Origin of the sequence: Citrobacter sp. Cf132 (assembly GCF_030333885.1) — a bacterium.
In the GTDB taxonomy this organism is placed as follows: domain Bacteria; phylum Pseudomonadota; class Gammaproteobacteria; order Enterobacterales; family Enterobacteriaceae; genus Citrobacter; species Citrobacter freundii.
Genome location: NZ_JAOWFA010000071.1, coordinates 476,660 through 494,973, shown reverse-complemented (window position 1 = coordinate 494,973; position 18,314 = coordinate 476,660). Strand labels below are relative to the sequence as shown.

Annotated in this window: 14 protein-coding genes; 7 read left to right on the top strand and 7 right to left on the bottom strand. The window is 50.2% G+C overall.

Annotation, left to right across the window (positions count from 1 at the left end; genetic code table 11):
- Nucleotides 1–273 precede the first annotated feature (273 nt).
- Nucleotides 274–702 (bottom strand): universal stress protein UspF, encoded by a 429-nt coding sequence (uspF, locus tag OGV85_RS22910; protein WP_003021923.1) that lies wholly within the window; start codon nt 700–702, stop codon nt 274–276.
- A gap of 528 nt (nt 703–1,230) precedes the next feature.
- Between uspF and OGV85_RS22905 the strand changes: the two genes are divergently transcribed.
- Nucleotides 1,231–2,325: a NapC/NirT family cytochrome c gene (locus OGV85_RS22905; RefSeq protein WP_003835730.1), complete on the top strand. Its 1,095-nt coding sequence runs from the start codon at nt 1,231–1,233 to the stop codon at nt 2,323–2,325.
- 20 nt (nt 2,326–2,345) lie between these two features.
- Entirely contained in the window at nt 2,346–4,790 is a 2,445-nt protein-coding gene (locus OGV85_RS22900; protein ID WP_061548159.1) for a trimethylamine-N-oxide reductase 2, read from the top strand.
- 72 nt (nt 4,791–4,862) lie between these two features.
- Here the strand turns inward: OGV85_RS22900 and OGV85_RS22895 are convergent, their stop codons facing one another.
- The 5 genes from OGV85_RS22895 to cusR all read right to left on the bottom strand — a co-directional run bounded on the left by OGV85_RS22895 (nt 4,863) and on the right by cusR (nt 9,205).
- The gene (locus OGV85_RS22895) at nt 4,863–5,666 is read right to left on the bottom strand and encodes an MBL fold metallo-hydrolase (protein WP_003021931.1); all 804 of its coding nucleotides are present in this window, start codon (nt 5,664–5,666) and stop codon (nt 4,863–4,865) included.
- Between the two features lie 83 nt (nt 5,667–5,749).
- Complete coding sequence (locus OGV85_RS22890; protein WP_061548160.1) at nt 5,750–6,256, bottom strand: hypothetical protein; 507 nt, start codon at nt 6,254–6,256, stop codon at nt 5,750–5,752.
- Nucleotides 6,257–6,628: 372 nt separating this feature from the next.
- Nucleotides 6,629–6,955, bottom strand: coding sequence for a PcoE/SilE family metal-binding protein (locus tag OGV85_RS22885; RefSeq protein ID WP_061548161.1), 327 nt, complete (start codon nt 6,953–6,955; stop codon nt 6,629–6,631).
- A gap of 125 nt (nt 6,956–7,080) precedes the next feature.
- A complete protein-coding gene (locus tag OGV85_RS22880; protein WP_061548162.1) occupies nt 7,081–8,532 on the bottom strand; it encodes a Cu(+)/Ag(+) sensor histidine kinase in 1,452 nt (483 codons plus the stop codon).
- Entirely contained in the window at nt 8,522–9,205 is a 684-nt protein-coding gene (gene cusR / locus OGV85_RS22875; protein ID WP_003021940.1) for a copper response regulator transcription factor CusR, read from the bottom strand. The genes OGV85_RS22880 and cusR overlap by 11 nt, the downstream gene beginning before the upstream one ends.
- 195 nt (nt 9,206–9,400) lie before the next feature.
- Here cusR and OGV85_RS22870 point away from each other — a divergent pair, with 195 nt between their 5' ends.
- From OGV85_RS22870 to OGV85_RS22855, 4 genes are all read left to right on the top strand, one after another.
- On the top strand, nt 9,401–10,783 hold the full coding sequence (locus tag OGV85_RS22870; protein ID WP_061548163.1) for an efflux transporter outer membrane subunit: 1,383 nt from the start codon (nt 9,401–9,403) through the stop codon (nt 10,781–10,783).
- Nucleotides 10,784–10,815: 32 nt separating this feature from the next.
- The gene (cusF, locus tag OGV85_RS22865; protein WP_061548164.1) at nt 10,816–11,163 is read left to right on the top strand and encodes a cation efflux system protein CusF; all 348 of its coding nucleotides are present in this window, start codon (nt 10,816–10,818) and stop codon (nt 11,161–11,163) included.
- A 76-nt stretch (nt 11,164–11,239) separates the two neighbouring features.
- On the top strand, nt 11,240–12,532 hold the full coding sequence (locus OGV85_RS22860; protein ID WP_061548165.1) for an efflux RND transporter periplasmic adaptor subunit: 1,293 nt from the start codon (nt 11,240–11,242) through the stop codon (nt 12,530–12,532).
- 11 nt (nt 12,533–12,543) lie between these two features.
- Nucleotides 12,544–15,687, top strand: coding sequence for a CusA/CzcA family heavy metal efflux RND transporter (locus OGV85_RS22855; RefSeq protein WP_061548166.1), 3,144 nt, complete (start codon nt 12,544–12,546; stop codon nt 15,685–15,687).
- A gap of 51 nt (nt 15,688–15,738) precedes the next feature.
- Here OGV85_RS22855 and rclR read toward each other — a convergent pair whose 3' ends face one another.
- Nucleotides 15,739–16,593 (bottom strand): reactive chlorine-specific transcriptional regulator RclR, encoded by an 855-nt coding sequence (gene rclR, locus OGV85_RS22850; protein ID WP_003847476.1) that lies wholly within the window; start codon nt 16,591–16,593, stop codon nt 15,739–15,741.
- A 236-nt stretch (nt 16,594–16,829) separates the two neighbouring features.
- Between rclR and rclA the strand changes: the two genes are divergently transcribed.
- Complete coding sequence (rclA, locus tag OGV85_RS22845; protein ID WP_061548167.1) at nt 16,830–18,155, top strand: reactive chlorine resistance oxidoreductase RclA; 1,326 nt, start codon at nt 16,830–16,832, stop codon at nt 18,153–18,155.
- The last annotated feature ends 159 nt before the right edge of the window (nt 18,156–18,314 follow it).

Here is an 18,314-nt window from a genome sequence, read left to right as displayed (position 1 = left end):
AGGCAACATCCCTGTAAAACGCGCCCTGAACCCGCATCCCTGCGGGTTCTCCCGGCCTTACGGAAACACGTCGGCAATTTTCAGCCGGACCAGTCCACACTTGACCTCTTGCGCTTTTATTTGAAAATCGCTGAACAGCAAAACAGATTTAACTGGAAATCAGGGCGTTGAAGCGATGACCTCGTTATGGCTGTTCCACTCTCAGTTATTTCCATGGTCATTCATCTTCGTGAACTGAATGGCATTAGCACATTCGCTCCCGTTTTAATCCTCTCACCGTACAACCAGCACCGGACATTTCGCGTGGCGTACCACGGCTGCTGCCGTTGAACCCAGCAGATAAGTGCTAAAACCGGGTTTATGTGAGGCGATGACGATAAGCTCGGCGTCCACCGCCTCTGCCAACTTGAGGATCTGATCCTTCGGCGGGCCGTAAACGACATGAGTTTGACTCCTGCCTGCAGGAATATTGAACTGCTTAATAATCTCTTCGAGTTTTTCGCTGGCCTTGGCCTGCAGACCACTCCTGTCCGGGAATTCGGTAGAGTAGGCTAGCCCCAGCGAGGCATAGAACGGAACGGTAGGAATAACGGCTAAAAAGTGAACCTTCGCGGTTTTGGCATGCGCCTGAACCTGTGGAACAACATGGCGAGTTAAATCGGTTTCAGAGATATCAATGGGCACCAGAATTGAGCGATACATATTCACTACCTCCTGTTTGTTTACCTCTACTCTGAGTGTAGCGAAAGTTGTCTTTGTATAATAAGTGACCAGATCAAGGTTACGTGCATAAATGTGCGTCAATGAAATGTGTATGTCGCATGTCTGGCCGTATATGTATATGTGAGCAAAACTGTAAGACAGGTATCTTCATTAATACGTGTAATCAAAAAACAGAAAAGGGTTCTTTTTTATGTGTTTTCATTATATATTTAATTATATAACGATTGTCACCAAAGGATTAATTTCAGCAGCTTTTAATCTTTATCAAACTTTTATTCTGATGTTTGTGTGATTAATAGTTAATCAAACTTTATGTTTGGTTTAAAATTCTAATTTTAAACGAAATTTGATATTTACATTTCGTTCTCATTAATTATGCGAGCCCCTTCAAACTTACCCGTTGGCTGATTCTTATTTCTCTCTTCGCTTGATGAATATCAATAAGTAGCTGCTTTAGTATATTTATTGCCTACCCCTAAAAGGGTATTCGTCTGATGGAAATATAAGATGAGAAAAATAAATAAAACTATCATATGGACGATGCTGCTGTGCATTGTTCTTGGTGCAGTTATTGTTTTGGCAGGGCAATGGACATTGCACAAAACCTCGAGCACGGAATTTTGTTTGTCGTGCCATACGATGCAGGCACCTTACGAGGAATATACCGGCTCGGTTCACTTCCAGAATCAGAAAGGCATTCGCGCAGAGTGCGCGGACTGTCATATCCCGGAGGGCGGGCTGGATTATCTGGTGGCTAAGCTGCGGGCCTCAAAAGATGTTTATCACCAGTTCATAACCAAAAAAATCGATACCCCGGAAAAATTTGAAGAACATCGTCTGGAGATGGCGCAAACCGTCTGGGCACAGCTCAAGGCGAGTGATTCTGCGACCTGCCGTAGCTGCCACAGTATGGACGCCATGGATCTTGCTGCACAAAGCGCGGATGCCCAGAAGATGCACAAAATGGGCATCGCGGAAAAGCAAACCTGTATTGATTGCCATAAAGGCGTCGCCCATTTCCCACCTGAAATAAAAATGGATGACAGTGCGCTTAAAGGGCTTGAAGCGCAGTCAGCCTCCACTCCAGCCTCGGCAACTGAGCTTTATGCCGTAAGCAATACCGCGCTTGGCGATCTGGGAACTGTTTACCCGGCAACAAAAATGCAGGTTCTGAAAACAACGGACAACGCGCGACTGGTCGAGATTCGCGGTAGCCAGATGCAAGGAAGTGAACAGGTTATTTACTACGCAGCAGGGCAGCGTTTGATTCTTGCCAGCCTGAGTGAAAAAGGTCAGCAGTCGCTGAAGATCCTCTCCGACTGGAAAAAAGATGACTACGGCAATGCGTGGCGAGATGTCGTGCTGCAGGGCGAATGGAGCGGTTCCGCTCTCGCCAGCCGCGAACCCATGTGGGATTACGCACGCAAACTCGACAATGTGTACTGCGCGGGTTGTCATGCGCCAATTCCGGCGAATCATTTCACGCTCAACGCCTGGCCTTCTGTGGCGAAAGGGATGGGTGCTCGTACCAATATCAGTGAAAACGAACTGGATATCCTGAGCCGTTACTTCCAGTACAACGCGAAAGACATGAACAAATAAGCGATAAATCAGGAGAAATCATGAAACTCACAAGACGTGACTTTATCAAGACGGCTGGCGCGGCAACCGGGACAATGGCGATTTCTTCGGTGATCCCAATGCCGGCCTGGGCCGAAGGCCAGAATGGTGGGGCAATCCTGACGGCAGCACGTTGGGGTGCGGTATACGTGGAAGTCAAAGACGGCAAAGTGGTTTCCTCAAAAGGTGCGTTGCCGAAAACGGTGCCGAACTCATTACAGCAAACCGCGCCGGATCAGGTTCATACCAATATCCGCGTTAAGTATCCGATGGTGCGCAAAAGCTATCTGGAAAACCCGGGTAAAGCGGATGGTAAACGTGGTAACGATCCTTTCGTGCGTGTGAGTTGGGAACAAGCGCTGAAGCTCATTCACGAGCAGCATAGCCGGATCCGTAGCAGCTATGGCCCGTCCTCAATATTTGCCGGTTCCTATGGCTGGCGCTCTAGCGGTGTTCTGCATAAGGCGCAAACCCTACTGCAACGCTATATGAGCATGGCCGGTGGCTATGCCGGTCATACCGGAGATTATTCAACCGGGGCCGCGCAGGTGATCATGCCTTACGTTGTGGGATCGGTTGAAGTCTATGAGCAGCAAACCACCTGGCCGATGGTGCTAGAGCACAGTCAGGTCGTGGTGCTGTGGGGGATGAACCCGCTCAATACCCTCAAAATTGCCTGGAGCAGCACGGATGAACAGGGGATTGAATACTTTAATCTGCTGAAAAAATCAGGGAAAAGCGTCATCGCCATCGACCCGATGCGTTCTGAAACCATCGAGTTCTTTGGTGATAATGCGACCTGGATTGCGCCACATATGGGGACCGATGTGGCGATGATGTTAGGGATCGCCCACACGCTGGTGAAGAAAAATCTTCACGACAAAGCCTTCCTGGAAAAATACACCACCGGATATCCGCAGTTTGAAGAGTACCTGCTCGGCAAGAGCGACAAAATTGAGAAAACCGCCGAGTGGGCATCTGGCGTGTGTGGCGTGCCTGCTGAGCAACTGGAAAAGCTGGCGGAAATTTTCTCCAGCAACAAAACCATGCTCATGGCAGGCTGGGGGATTCAGCGTCAGCAATACGGTGAGCAAAAACACTGGATGCTGGTAACTCTGGCGGCGATGCTGGGGCAAATTGGTACCGAAGGCGGTGGTTTCGGGTTCTCTTATCACTATTCTAACGGCGGTAACCCAACACGCACCGGTGGGGTATTGCCAGCAATATCCGCCAAAATTGAGGGGGGATCATCTGCGGGCAACGACTGGGCGGTTTCTGATGCGGTGACCAGCCTGCCGGTAGCGCGAATTGTCGAGGCGCTGGAAAACCCAGGCGGCAAATATCAGCATAACGGTAAAGAGCAAACCTTCCCGGATATCAAAATGGTCTGGTGGGCGGGTGGCGCTAACTTTACCCATCATCAGGATACCAACCGCTTAATCAAAGCCTGGCAGAAGCCTGAACTGGTTGTCATCTCTGAGTGTTACTGGACCGCAGCGGCCAAACACGCCGATATTGTTCTGCCAATCACCACCTCGTTTGAGCGTAACGATCTGACCATGACCGGTGATTACAGTAACCAGCATCTGGTGCCTATGAAGCAGGTCATCGCGCCGCAGTTTGAAGCGCGTAGTGATTTTGACGTATTTGCCGATCTGGCTGAGATGCTCAAGCCGGGTGGTAAGGCGGTCTACACCGAAGGCAAAGACGAAATGGCGTGGCTGAAGCAGTTCTATGACGTTGCGCAAAAAGCCGCCCGCGCCCAGCGTGTCGCCATGCCTCAGTTCAACGCGTTCTGGCAGCAGAATAAACTGATCGAAATGCGTGAGAATGAAAAGAATAACAAATATGTGCGCTACGCGGATTTCCGCAGCGATCCGGTGATGAATGCGCTGGGAACGCCGAGCGGCAAGATAGAAATCTACTCGAAAACGATTGAAGGCTATCAGTATAAAGACTGTCCGCCGCATGCGTCCTGGATTGAACCGGATGAATGGAAAGGAACTGCGGATAAAGATCAGCTGCAGCTACTGACGGCGCACCCGGCACATCGTCTGCATAGTCAGCTGAACTACGCGTCGCTGCGTAAAGAATACGCGATTGCCAATCGTGAACCGGTGACGATTCATCCGGATGACGCGAAAGCCAGAGGGATTGTCGAGGGCGATCTGGTTCGTGTATGGAATGCTCGCGGACAGGTTCTGGTGGGGGCGCACGTCAGCGACGGTATCAAACCGGGAATCATCTGTATCCATGAAGGCGCATGGCCGGATATTGAAAACGGTATCTGTAAAAATGGCGGCGCGAACGTGCTGACGGCGGATATCCCAACCTCACGGCTGGCGAATGGCTGTGCGGGGAATACCAGCCTGGTATATGCAGAAAAATTCACCGGTGAAGCGCCAAAACTCACCGTCTTTGATGAGCCAGCAATTGTCACCATGTAATGATGATGGCTGATAAACGGGGGCCGTAAGGCTCCCGTTTTTTATTACTGTTTGGGCAACGTTTTACTGTTGTTACTCAGCCAGCTCAATCACATCTCCCGTTGCCGGTGCGTCAGTTCCCGGAAGCCACAATCGCCCCCACGAACCGGTACAATGACAGCCGAGCAGTTTTTCGGGTTGCTGTTGCTTAATAAATTGTCGGGTCCGCCATAGCTTAGCGGGGGAGGCAGCACGTAAATGAAACCCACCGACCAGGGCATAAATTTGGTTAACCCCTGTGATTTTCTGGCAATGGCGTACGATGTTCTCTATTCCCCGATGCCCGCAACCAGTAATGATGACTAACCCGCGTTCAGATTTATAGATCAACACGCCTTCGTCACTGATGTAATCTGGTTGGAGTGTTTTTTCGCTAATCACACCATAGGATTGTGGCGTGGGGACGCTAATTTCCCCGGACCACAAAAAGCGATCGCTGATAGCCAGCGGCTCGCGGGTGTATTCCATGATGAATCGAGAGTAGTTGTTATCACGCGAGAGTTTTTTAATTTTTCGTGGTGTTCCCGCAACCGTAACTGAGGCGTATCGTTCACAGGCTATTTGGGGATGGCAAATGATACGGCTGTTATCCGCAAGCCACGGCACGCCGCCGCAGTGATCGTAATGGCCGTGCGACAGCACCACGGCGGTTAAGTGCGTCAGGTCCACGCCCATTTGTGCAGCGTTATGCATGAAGCTGCCATCCGGCCCGGTATCAAACAATATTGTGGTCGTTTCATCCTGAACTAACAGACTTAATCCAGGCTTTGCCAGTAATGTTTTTCCAGCGCCAGCAGCACGTCGGTTTTCAAGCAGCACCGTGAGGGTCAAAGCCATGTCTGACTCCAGTATTAAAACGGCATACTGTAATGCATGGCTTTTGAGGGTGCTGTGATCGCAGCGCTCTTTAGCGATATCTGTTATTCACGCACAATTTTGCCAGCGTTTCCTGCATCGCTGTCATTCCAGCTACCGCGACCATTTGTTTTAATGGTGTAAGTGGCATAACCGACGCGGAAGGTCATCGTATCCTTATAGGTATTTACGTCACGCACTTCCTTACCGTTGACGTAAACGCCGGAATCTTCGACGTGAATATCAACGCTGCGTTGACCATTAGCAAATTTGGCCACGTAATTTCCGCTGAATTTGCCATCAATACCCGCATTATCGTGGTTATCCCGGCCTGTGGTATTTTGCTGCTCTTCACCATGGCGATGATGACGATTCTGCTGGCTGTTATCGTTCTCGATAAAGCCATGATCGTGGTTCCACTGATAGGATTTGTTCACATCACAACCATTGAGTTCGCTCATTTGCGTACAACCTGAACGTTCATACTTTTTCTGCATTGCCGGGGTAATTGCACATGCCGTTGTGGCCGTTGTCAGGCCAAGGACCAGGAGGGTCAGCAGACGTTTATTCATTTTTCACTCACTATCATCATTAAGTTTATTTATAGGAATACGAACTTTTTGGCTGTCATTTTTACGACGACGGCAGTCTCCCATTAAATATTAACGACGCATACCAGGGGAAATCCTAATTTATAATTAGGGTGAGGTGATAAATGTTGTGATACGCAACATAATGAGTAGTTGATTTACGATTTTTATACAATCTGAATGGAGGGTTAAAAGGTTTTTACTTTTTAATAGAAGATTTAATGAATTATTAATATTGACATTAACGATGAACAAGGATGCAGGCCTGTATATAAACAGGCCTGCACGGGGAGAGTAGTCCACAATATTCAAACTTAGCGTATTTATGGATATTGTCGTCAATACAGTTCGTCTTTACCCTTGAGTGGAGATCTGTGCGCGGTGCTGCTCGGCCTGTATCTCATGGGCAAATGAATGGCCGTTATTTACTGATTGGTGAACAACCATTGCTTTTTCATGTTCATTCATTTGTGAAAATGATTGCGAATTGGTTGGTGTTGACGATGAATTATTTGCCTGCGAGGCATGTGCCTGCGCCATTTGTTGATGTGCAGAGGCATCACTGTTATTCATCATTTCATGAGCCATTGCGGCCTGTTGATGCACTTTAGGTGTTTCTGCCGCATTAACGCCAGCTGAAATAAAAAACGCGATAGCTAAAAAAGAGGACATCTTATTCATCATATTTCTCCTGTTTGGGTTTACGGAAGAAAGTATAATTAATGGGGACTGTCAATGGCGTGACAGGATTATGACGGTTGTGTCAGAGAATAGGTGATGACAGGTATAAGCGTCATCACCATAAATTACATCGCGTGCTTGGGAAGCGTCAGAATAAAGCGAGTGACATAAGGATCGGAAGTTACCGAGACTTTTCCGTGATGGGCAATCACAATCGATTTCACAATCGCCAGACCAATACCGCTGCCTTCGCCTTTACGCTGCCGTGAAGGGTCCACTCGATAAAAGCGGTCAAAGAGTCGCGGAAGATGTTGCGGGGGAATGGGGGTTCCGGGATTCTCAACGACTATCTGGACCAGGTCATCCGCCTCTTTCACCCGCACGGTTACCGACTCACCTTTTGGCGTATAGCGCATGGCATTTGACAGCAGGTTACTCATTGCCCGGCGTAACATTAATGGATCGCCTGAAACCCAGCATGCGCGTCCTTCAAACCGTAAACCAACCTCACGCTCCTCTGCCCAGGCTTCGAAAAAGTCGAACACTTTACCGACCTCATCAGCCAGATTGAGCGCTTTTTTTTCTGGGATCAGCTGATTGTTATCTGCCTGCGCCAGAAACAGCATATCACTCACCATTTTCGACATACGGCCAAACTCTTCGAGATTGGAATACAGCACATCTTCCAGTTCTTTTTGGCTGCGGGTCTGGCTGAGCGCAATTTCCGTTTGGGTGACGAGGTTAGTTATTGGCGTGCGGATCTCATGGGCAATATCCGCCGAGAAGTTCGACTGACGTTTAAATACGTCCTCGATGCGTTCGAGCATGTGATTAAACGAACTAACCAGTTGTTCCAGTTCAATAGGCACAGCCTGCGGATCTAGACGGACATCGAGATCTTTCGAGGTGATATTTTGGATGCGACGACTAACATTACGGATCGGTTCATGGCCTTTGTATACGGCGAACAGCACGATAAAAACAATCATGATGCTAATCAGCGAAGCCGTCATAATTAACTTGTTTTTCAGATCGTTAATATAGTGCAGGTGAAAATCGATCGATAACGCCAGATACAGCGTATACGCTGGTTTTCCATCGGCAAGCTTTCCTACCGGCAGGCGAATCATTCGCCAGTTAGACGATGTTTTCTGTCCGTGGATATGTCTGGAGATTTGCAGTGTAGGACCTGAGATAATAAAAACGTCGCTGGCATGAGCATTTTTATCCGGCCTTGCGTTGGCGATAAATTGCCGGAGATCCGGCGCATTGGGCGAATGAAAAATGGCCTTCTGGTTGCTATCTACCAGAGAAATAATGACGTTCGAGTAACCCGCCACCACATTTTTTAGCGTTTCCAGTCGGCGTGATTCTGGCTCGTTAGGCTGGTTAATAATCCGCTCCAGCGTGGTGCTAATCTCTTGTAAATCATTGATGTCCTGCTCGGCGAAGTGGACTTTCACGGAGTGGATCATTATCCATGCAAAGGCGAAAAATGAAGCAATTGTCACCAGGCTGATAAAAAAGGTTAGTCGTGTCGCCAGTGAAAAAGGGCGCCGCCATCGTTTACTGGCCATCAGGAACCTCAAGCATATATCCCACGCCGCGCACGGTCTGAATCAGTTTCGGCTCATAATCGTTATCAATTTTGGCGCGCAGACGCTTAACGGCGACGTCGATGGCATTAGTATCGCTGTCAAAATTCATATCCCAGACCTGGGAGGCGATCAGCGAGCGGGGTAAAACTTCCCCCTGATGGCGCAGGAAAAACTCAAGCAGCGTAAACTCTTTGCTGGTCAGAGTGATGCGCGTACCGCTGCGGGTAACTTTTCTGCTGACCAGATCGACCATTAAATCCGCGACCTGAAACTGGCTTTCGACAATCACCGCCGCGCCTCGACGCAACAGCGTTCTGACACGTGCCAGCAGTTCGGCGAAAGCAAACGGTTTAACCAGGTAATCATCAGCACCCAATTCCAGACCTTTAACCCGATGTTCAATGGTACCCAGTGCGGTGAGAAGAAGAATGGGCATTCCTTTGTTGGCGGAACGCAGCATCCGCACGATATCCCAGCCGTTTACATCCGGCAGCATGATGTCGAGTATGAGCAGGTCGTAATCGCCGGTCATCGCCAGGTGATACCCGTTCAGGCCGTTATCCGCTAAATCCACGACAAAACCCGCTTCCGTCAGGCCTTTTGTCAGGTATTCACCGGTTTTTTTCTCATCTTCGACTATCAAAACCTTCATCGCATTCTCCTTCTCGCACTGGTTGTGCGGACTTTCAATTCTAGGGAAGCGGGATCGGATAGCAATCGGTTATTGGGAAAATGACAGTTTTGTCATTTTCCTGTCACCGGTTAAACAGAGTCACTTGGTTAAAGTACAGCACTATAAATTCCTACACATTTTAGGGACATCAGTCCGGTCAGGACGAGAAGAACTATGAGCAAATTTAAGCTTCTTACTCTCAGCGCTATATTCGTGCTCGCCGGTTGTTCATTGGCGCCGGACTATCAGCGCCCGGCTTTGCCGGTGCCGCAGCAATTTTCTTTAAGCCAGAATGCCCTGGTATCGGCTCAAGGTGAATATCAGGACACGGGCTGGCGGACCTTCTTCGTTGACTCCCAGGTAAAGGCGCTGATTGGCGAGGCGTTGGTTAATAACCGCGATTTACGTATGGCTGTGCTAAAAGTTCAGGAAGCGAGAGCGCAATATGGCGTCACGGACGCTGACCGCTACCCGCAGCTCACGGCAGGCTCCAGTGGTACTTACAGCGGTAAATTAAAAGGTGATAGCAGCACCGATCGTGAATTCGAAGCTGGACTCAATCTTAGTTTCGACCTGGATTTCTTTGGGCGGCTAAAAAATATGAGTGAAGCTGAGCGACAGAATTTCTTTGCCAGCGAAGAAGCGCGTCGGGCGGTGCATATCTCATTAATCTCCAACGTGTCGCAAAGTTATTTTAATCAGCGTCTGGCTTACGCGCAGTTGCAAGTTGCTGAAGAAACGCTGCAAAACTACCAGCGCTCTTACGCTTTTGTAGAGAAGCAACTGGTAACCGGTAGCACCAACGTACTGGCGTTGGAACAAGCGCGCGGTGTGATCGAAAGTACGCGTAGCGAAATTGCCAAGCGTAAAGGTGATCTGGCGCAGGCCAATAACGCGCTGCAGCTGTTGCTGGGTACATACGGGAAATTACCTGATGTCCACGCGCGCAGCCGTGGGGATATTAAACCGGTAACGCTGCCGCCATCGCTCTCGTCGCAAATACTGTTGCAGCGCCCGGATATTATGGAAGCTGAGCACGGATTATTGGCGGCAAATGCCAATATCGGTGCTGCGCGAGCGGCATTTTTTCCGTCTATAACGTTGACCAGTTCCGTGTCCAGTAGCAGCAGCGATCTTTCCAGTTTATTTAATGCCGCCAGCGGCATGTGGAATTTTGTCCCCAAAATAGATATTCCAATATTCAACGCTGGACGTAATCAGTCCAATCTCGACCTGGCAGAAATTCGCCAGCAACAGTCGGTAGTGAATTACGAACAAAAAATTCAGAACGCGTTTAAAGAAGTGGCGGATGCACTGGTGTCGCGCCAAAGCATTGCCGATCAAATTAGCGGGCAGCAGCGTTATCTGGATTCATTGCAAATCACACTACAACGCGCCAGAGCGCTTTATCAGAATGGTGCAGTTAGCTATATCGAAGTATTAGACGCAGAACGTTCTTTATTCGCTACGCGGCAATCGCTGCTCGATCTTAATTACGCCCAACAGGTTAATGAAATTAAGCTGTTTGCTGCCTTAGGCGGCGGTTGGGTGGAGTAATCCTTAATATTAACCTTTCAGGAGCATCAATTATGAATACTACCACCAAAGCTGTGCTGTTTAGTCTTTTCTCTATGATCATGTTTAACGCTCAGGCCAATGAGCATCAGCATGGTGAGATGATGAATATGCAGCCAGCGGCTCAACAGGAACAACTCATTAGCGCTACCGGGGTGATTGAAGCTGTTGATATGGAAAGTAAAAAGATTACGATCAAGCATGATCCTATTCCTGCGGTGAACTGGCCAGCCATGACGATGCGTTTTACACTGGTTGCCGATACGAAGGCTGATGATATTAAGCCTGGCGATAAGGTCGCGTTTACGTTTGTTCAGCAGGGAAATCTCTCTGTGTTACGCGATATTCACATCAGTAAATAACGTTCTCGTTGGTCTCTTTTATTCTTGCCCGGGTTTTTGCGAACGCGGGTGAGACTATCGCGCAATGGAAATCACTATGGCGTCTTTAAATATTAAAAATACCGCGCTTATTCTCGCTGGCATGATTGTCGGTGGGGTTATTTCTGTCGGTATTTATACTTATTATTCATCCGCAAAAGCAACGGCTGAAACCGGGCAGGCTTCGCCAAAAGAAGCCAGAAAAGTGTTGTTTTGGTACGACCCCATGTACCCAAACACGCGTTTTGATAAACCGGGTAAATCGCCATTTATGGATATGGATCTGATCCCGAAATATGCCGATGAAGAGACCGCGAACGCGTCATCACCAGGCGTGCGCATCGATCCTACACAGACCCAGAACCTGGGGCTGAAAACAGAGCCAGTGCGTCGTGGACCATTGCACTACGCGCAAACTTTTCCGGCCAACGTTAGTTATAACGAATACCAGTTTGTTATTGTCCAGGCACGCTCAGCGGGCTTTATCGAGAAGGTTTACCCACTGACCGTGGGGGACAAAATTAAACAAGGCGCGCCGCTGATCGACCTGACTATTCCTGATTGGGTTGAGGCGCAGAGCGAATATTTATTGCTGCGAGAAACTGGCGGCAGCGCGACGCAGGTGGAAGGAATTCTGGAAAGATTACGTCTGGCTGGAATGCCTGAAGCGGATATTCAGCGCTTAAAATCGACGCGTAAAATTCAGACCCGCTTTACCCTGAAAGCGCCTATTGATGGGGTGATCACCGCATTCGATTTGCGTACGGGTATGAACATTTCCAAAGACAATGTGGTCGCGAAAATTCAGGGTATGGACCCGGTATGGGTCAGCGCGTCGGTCCCGGAATCTATCGCCTGGCTGATTAAAGACGCCTCCCAATTTACCATCACCGTGCCCGCCTGGCCGGATAAGCCTTTCACCATCAGCAAGTGGAGTATCTTACCCAGCGTTGATGCTACCACGCGTACGCTCCAGCTCCGTTTACAGGTCGATAATCCTGACGAGGCGCTCAAGCCCGGGATGAATGCTTACCTGCAACTGAAAACACAAAGCGAGCCAATGCTGCTGATCCCGTCTAAAGCGCTAATTGATACGGGTACCGAGCAGCGGGTAATCACCGTTGATAACGAAGGCCGATTTGTGCCGAAACAGGTTGCGGTATTCCATGAATCTCAAGGGCTGACGGCTATCCGCTCCGGCCTGACCGAAGGCGAAAAAGTGGTTTCCAGCGGTCTGTTCCTGATTGATTCCGAAGCGAATATCTCTGGCGCACTGGACCGTATGCGCGCCCAGAACAGTAAGACGCAAGACGCAGCCGCCATGCCAGCCCAGGCTACCCATTCACACTGAGGATATGATAAATGATTGAATGGATTATCCGCCGCTCGGTGGCAAACCGTTTTCTGGTGATGATGGGGGCGCTGTTTCTCAGTATTTGGGGAACCTGGACCATCATCAATACCCCGGTTGATGCGCTGCCCGATCTCTCTGATGTTCAGGTGATCGTCAAAACCAGCTATCCGGGTCAGGCGCCGCAAATTGTTGAAAATCAGGTGACCTATCCGCTGACCACCACCATGCTGTCGGTACCGGGCGCGAAAACTGTGCGCGGTTTCTCGCAGTTTGGCGATTCCTACGTGTACGTCATTTTCGAAGATGGTACCGATCCTTACTGGGCGCGCTCGCGCGTACTGGAGTACCTCAACCAGGTTCAGGGAAAATTGCCGGCTGGCGTTAGCGCGGAAATGGGACCGGACGCCACGGGTGTCGGCTGGATATTTGAGTACGCGCTGGTGGATCGCAGCGGGAAACACGATCTGGCGGAATTACGTTCTCTTCAGGACTGGTTTTTAAAGTATGAGTTAAAAACGATTCCCAACGTGGCGGAAGTCGCCTCGGTAGGCGGCGTGGTTAAACAGTATCAGGTCGTTATTGATCCAATGAAGCTGACGCAATATGGCATCAGTCTGGCGGACGTGAAATCGGCGCTGGATACGTCGAATCAGGAAGCGGGCGGCTCATCTGTTGAGATGGCTGAAGCGGAATATATGGTCCGCGCCAGTGGATATCTGCAAACGCTCGATGATTTCAATAATATAGTCCTGAAAACAGGGGCTGACGGTGTACCTGTTTACCTGCGCGATGTGGCGCGCGTACAGATTGGGCCGGAAATGCGCCGTGGGATCGCCGAACTGAATGGCGAAGGCGAAGTGGCGGGCGGGGTGGTTATTCTGCGGTCCGGTAAAAATGCGCGTGAGGTGATCTCCGCGGTTAAAGCCAAGCTCGATACGCTGAAAAGTAGCCTGCCGGAAGGCGTAGAAATAGTTACAACATACGATCGCAGTCAGCTCATTGACCGCGCCATTGATAACCTGAGCTACAAGCTGCTGGAAGAGTTTATCGTTGTTGCGCTGGTGTGTGCATTGTTCCTGTGGCATCTGCGTTCTGCGCTGGTGGCGATTATTTCCCTGCCGCTGGGGCTGTGTATCGCGTTTATCGTGATGCATTTCCAGGGGCTGAACGCCAATATCATGTCGCTGGGGGGCATTGCCATTGCTGTCGGGGCGATGGTCGATGCCGCCATCGTGATGATTGAAAACGCCCATAAGCGGCTGGAAGAGTGGGGGCATCAGCATCCGCATGAAAAGCTGGATAACGCAACGCGCTGGAAGGTCATTACTGACGCCTCGGTAGAAGTCGGCCCGGCATTGTTCATCAGCTTGCTGATTATCACATTGTCGTTTATCCCTATTTTCACGCTTGAGGGTCAAGAGGGGCGACTGTTCGGGCCGCTGGCGTTCACCAAAACGTATGCCATGGCAGGTGCGGCGTTTCTGGCCATCGTGGTTATTCCGATCCTGATGGGATTCTGGATCCGCGGAAAAATACCTGCAGAAAGCAGCAACCCGCTTAACCGTTTCCTGATCCGTATTTACCATCCGCTATTGCTGAAGGTATTGCACTGGCCCAAGACCACCATTCTGGTGGCGGTGCTTTCAATACTGACGGTTATCTACCCGCTGAATAAAGTCGGTGGCGAATTCCTGCCGCAGATTAACGAAGGCGACCTGCTGTATATGCCTTCGACATTGCCGGGGATCTCAGCGGCGCAGGCAGCGGACATGCTGCAAAAAACCGACAAGCTGATCATGACCGTTCCGGAAGTGGCGCGCGTGTTTGGTAAAACAGGTAAGGCAGAAACCGCAACAGACTCAGCACCGCTGGAAATGGTTGAAACGACGATCCAACTGAAGCCGCAGGACCAGTGGCGTCCGGGGATGACGATGGACAAAATCATTGCCGAGCTGGATAAAACCGTACGCTTGCCGGGACTGGCGAATCTGTGGGTTCCGCCGATTCGTAACCGTATCGACATGCTCTCTACGGGGATCAAAAGCCCAATTGGCATTAAGGTGTCAGGTAACGTTCTGGCAGATATCGACGCCACGGCGGAGCAAATTGAAGAGGTGGCCAGAACCGTGCCGGGCGTCTCTTCGGCGCTGGCTGAACGCCTGGTCGGGGGGCGCTATATCAATGTGGATATTAATCGGGAGAAAGCGGCCCGGTACGGAATGACCGTCGGCGCGGTGCAACTGTTTGTCACCTCTGCGGTCGGAGGCGCAATGGTCGGCGAAACGGTGGAAGGGATTGCACGTTATCCGATTAACCTTCGCTATGCGCAGAGCTATCGTGATAGCCCGGAAGCGCTGCGTAATCTGCCCATTCTGACGCCCATGAAACAGCAAATCACGCTGGCGGATGTCGCCGATGTGACGGTGGTTTCGGGGCCTTCGATGCTGAAAACCGAAGATGCGCGACCAACCAGCTGGATTTACATCGACGCCCGCGATCGTGACATGGTCTCAGTGGTGGACGATCTGAAAAAAGCGATCGCTGAAAACGTACAGTTAAAGCCGGGGACCAGCGTGGCGTTTTCCGGGCAGTTCGAGCTGCTTGAGCGCGCCAGTCATAAGCTCAAACTGATGGTGCCGATGACGCTGATGATAATCTTCGTTCTGCTTTATCTGGCCTTCCGTCGCTTTGGTGAAGCGCTGCTGATTATCACCAGTGTGCCTTTTGCGCTGGTGGGCGGCATCTGGTTCCTTTACTGGATGGGGTTCCATATGTCGGTTGCAACCGGAACCGGATTTATCGCCCTGGCCGGTGTTGCTGCGGAGTTTGGCGTGGTGATGCTGATGTACTTGCGCCACGCTATTGAAGCCGAACCCGCGCTGGAAAATCCGCAAACCTTTACGGCGGATAAGCTGGATGAAGCGTTATATCACGGTGCTGTGCTGCGCGTGCGCCCGAAAGCGATGACCGTGGCGGTGATTATTGCAGGTCTGTTACCTATATTGTGGGGGACGGGAGCTGGCTCAGAAGTCATGAGCCGCATAGCCGCGCCGATGATTGGCGGCATGATCACCGCACCATTGCTCTCTCTGTTCATTATTCCGGCCGCTTATAAGCTGATGTGGCTGCACAGGCATCGCCACCAAAAGTAATGCCCTGAAGCGCTCGTCTGCCTCGGTTTTACTGCCGAAGCAGGCGTTGCGTTATACCGCCAACGCTTTCACGCGTTTGCGGTACTCGCCCGGCGTGCAGCCAAATTCTCGTAAAAAGACTTTATGAAACGACGATTCGCTGGCGTAACCCACCGACTCGGCAATAACGATTAACGGCTGTGTACCGCGCGATAGCATCTGGGCTGCGAACTGCAGGCGCAGCGCGGTTAACACCGCCAGCGGCGTGGAGTTTGATACTTCACGGAATAGCTGTGCGAAACTGGCCCGCGACATATGTGCTCGTTTTGCCAGTTCTTCGACGGTCCAGGCAAAAGCCGGTGACTCCAGCATCATGAATACAACGGATCCAAGCCTGGGGTGCAGCAGTAAATTCAGCACATTTTTAGCGGGTGTCGACTGGGCGAGCCACTCGCGAACGGTTAACGCGAACAGCGTAGCGCATTGCTGGCTGCAAACGATACTGGAGCCAGGCAGGTCGTTGATGTATTCCTCCTGCATTAGCGCAATCATGGCCTTCAGCCAATGGCTGACGGGGCTGTTCTCCTCAGGCGCCAGTAATAATACTTCCGGAAGCGCGGTTAAAAAATAGCGTGAAGATGCCTGTAATCGCAGGCTCCCGCAGACAATATGCGTTTGTTCTTCCCCTGTCTGGCACAGACGATGCGCGGAGTTTTGCGGCAGAATGACTATTGTTCCAGGGCGTAATGTGGAAGATGTTCCGTCAGGCATATCCAGTTGAGCGAATCCCTGGGTTACCGTATGCCAGCGAATAACGGACAGTTCACCCGCCGCATGCGGCAGTTGCCAGTCCCTGCTCAACAGGCAGTTTTGATCAATCGAGCCCTGCGGGTCGTTAAGCATAAGTAATCGGCTAAGTGCGTCCATGAAGACTCCTGGGCAGTTTTTGCTAATGCTAATTGAGATGAAAACAACGCTATAACACATAGCTTTATTAATAATTTTATGGTGTTAGTTTAATTACTCAATAGGTTGAGTGGAAGGGAAAGAGTGGCTTTTTAGACGATCTGACAGTAATTGGCGCGTTATGGATACATTGTTCGTGCATCTCTAAACCTATAATTCAGTTCAACAAACGAACAGTGACATGGCGGAGAGACAGCATGAATCAGTATCAGGCGATTATTATCGGATTTGGTAAAGCGGGTAAAACGCTGGCGGCAACACTGGCCAAAACGGGTTGGCGGGTAGCGATTATTGAACAGTCAAACACCATGTATGGTGGGACATGCATCAATATCGGCTGCATTCCCACCAAAACCCTGGTACACGATGCTGAACTTCAGCATGACTTTGCCGCAGCGATGCAGCGCAAGACCTCCGTTGTCAGTTTTCTGCGCGATAAAAACTTCCACAATCTTGCCGATCTGGAGAACGTGGATGTGATTGAAGGTCGTGCTGAATTCATTGATAACCATACAGTGCGGGTCGTGCAGCCAACAGGTGAGGTTGAACTGAGCGGCGAGAAAATCTTTATTAATACTGGCGCCCAGTCAACGATTCCGAACGTTGAGGGATTAACCTCGACGCCTGGCGTATTTGACAGCACTGGGTTGTTGAATTTGACGCAACGTCCCGAGCGTCTGGGCATTTTAGGCGGTGGGTATATCGGCGTTGAATTCGCATCGATGTTTGCCAACTTTGGTAGCAAAGTCACTATTTATGAAGCATCTCCGCAGTTTTTGCCTCGTGAAGACCGGGATATTGCTGATACTATCGCCAACATTTTACGCGACCAAGGCGTTGAGCTGATCCTCAATGCCAACGTGCAGTCGGTCTCCTCTCACGATAGTGCAGTACAGCTGCACATGCCGGAAGGTACCCAGACGGTGGATGTGCTGCTGGTGGCATCGGGTCGCAAACCGGCGACTGAAAATCTGCAGCTGCAGAATGCGGGTGTGGATGTAAACGACCGCGGTGCCATTATTGTAAATAAATATCTACGTACCTCGGCAGATAACATATGGGCAATGGGCGATGTCACTGGTGGATTACAATTTACCTATATCTCGCTGGATGACTTCCGTATTGTGCGCGACAACCTGCTAGGCGAGGGGGTACGTAACACGGGCGATCGTCAAAATGTACCATATTCCGTCTTTATGACGCCGCCGCTTTCCCGCGTCGGAATGACTGAAGAACAGGCCCGCGCCAGCGGTGCGGCGGTGCAGGTCGTGACGTTGCCGGTAGCGGCTATCCCGCGTGCGCGGGTGATGAATGATACCCGTGGCGTACTTAAAGCGGTGGTGGATAGCGAAACGAAACAAATATTAGGTGTGTCGCTGCTGTGCGTGGATTCTCATGAAATGATTAATATCATCAAGACGGTTATGGATGCGGGGTTACCTTATACCACATTGCGTGACCAAATATTTACCCATCCAAGCATGAGCGAATCACTAAACGATCTCTTTTCTCTCATTAAATAATAATAGCGTAGTCTACATATTTGCCCCACCCGTGTGGGGCTTTTTTATTTGTTTTTATATTTCCTGATACTAATTGACAGTTATTTTGGCGTTACGGATGAAATAAAATAAAGTGACATGTTTTATTATATTCCCACTGAAATAACTTGTTAATGGGAA